The organism is Pseudonocardia pini (genome assembly GCF_013870575.1).
Taxonomy (GTDB): domain Bacteria; phylum Actinomycetota; class Actinomycetes; order Mycobacteriales; family Pseudonocardiaceae; genus Pseudonocardia; species Pseudonocardia pini.
The window spans coordinates 1-1,000 of record NZ_JACBXB010001237.1; the positions used below are offsets into that span (position 1 = coordinate 1).

Consider the following 1,000-nt stretch of genomic DNA (forward strand, 5'->3'; position numbering starts at 1 on the left):
GTCGTGGTCGCGGGGACGCAGGCCGTGGCCTGGCTGATCGCGCCCGTGTTCATGGCGTTGATCATCGTGATCGCCGTGGCGCCGGTGCAGGGGTGGCTGCGGCGCAAGGGCTGGCCCGGGTGGGCGACGACCCTCGTCGTGGTGCTGCTGGTCTACGGCCTGCTGTTGGTCCTGGCGTTCGGGCTGATCCTGTCGGTGGCCCAGCTCGCGACCGAGCTCCCGAGGTACGCGTCGCAGGCCGACGGGATGGTCGCCTCGGCGACGGCCGAGCTGGCCCGCTTGGGGATCGGGCCCGACCAGCTCGCCGCGGCCCGCGACTCGCTGAACCTGGGCAAGCTCGCGGGGATCCTGGGTGCGCTGCTCAGCAGCGTCGCGGGGCTGGCGTCGAACCTGGTGTTCCTGCTCGCCCTCCTGTTGTTCCTGGCCGTCGAGTCCGGCGGCGCGGGCGCGCGCCTCGCCTCGATCGCCCGGGAGCGGCCGCGGATCACCGAGGCGCTCGACCACTTCGCCTGGGGGACCCGGCAGTACCTGCTGGTCACCACGGTGTTCGGGTTCATCGTCGCGGTGCTGGACTGGGCTGCGCTGGCGATCATGGGCATCCCGCTGGCGGCGACCTGGGGGCTGCTGTCGTTCATCACGAACTACATCCCGAACGTCGGGTTCATCATCGGCGTGATCCCGCCCGCCCTGATGGCCCTGCTGACCGGCGGATGGTCGCTCACGCTCGCCGTGATCGTCGTGTACTGCGTGCTGAACCTCATCGTGCAGTCGGTCATCCAGCCGCGGTTCATCGGGGACGCGGTGGGGCTCTCGGTCACGGTCACCTTCGTGGCGCTGGTGTTCTGGGCCTGGCTGCTCGGCCCGCTCGGGGCGATCCTGGCGATCCCGCTGACCCTGCTGTGCAAGGCGCTGCTGGTCGACATCGACCCGCGGGCCCGCTGGGCGGACGCGCTGCTGCGCGACACCCCGTTGGAGCCCGAGGAGGCGGCCGCGGTGAAGG

General features: G+C 71.5%; 1 protein-coding gene. It reads left to right on the forward strand.

Annotation, left to right across the window (positions count from 1 at the left end):
* A partial coding sequence (locus tag H5J29_RS34130; RefSeq protein WP_220188263.1) for an AI-2E family transporter occupies window positions 1–1,000 on the forward strand: 1,000 nt, incomplete at both ends.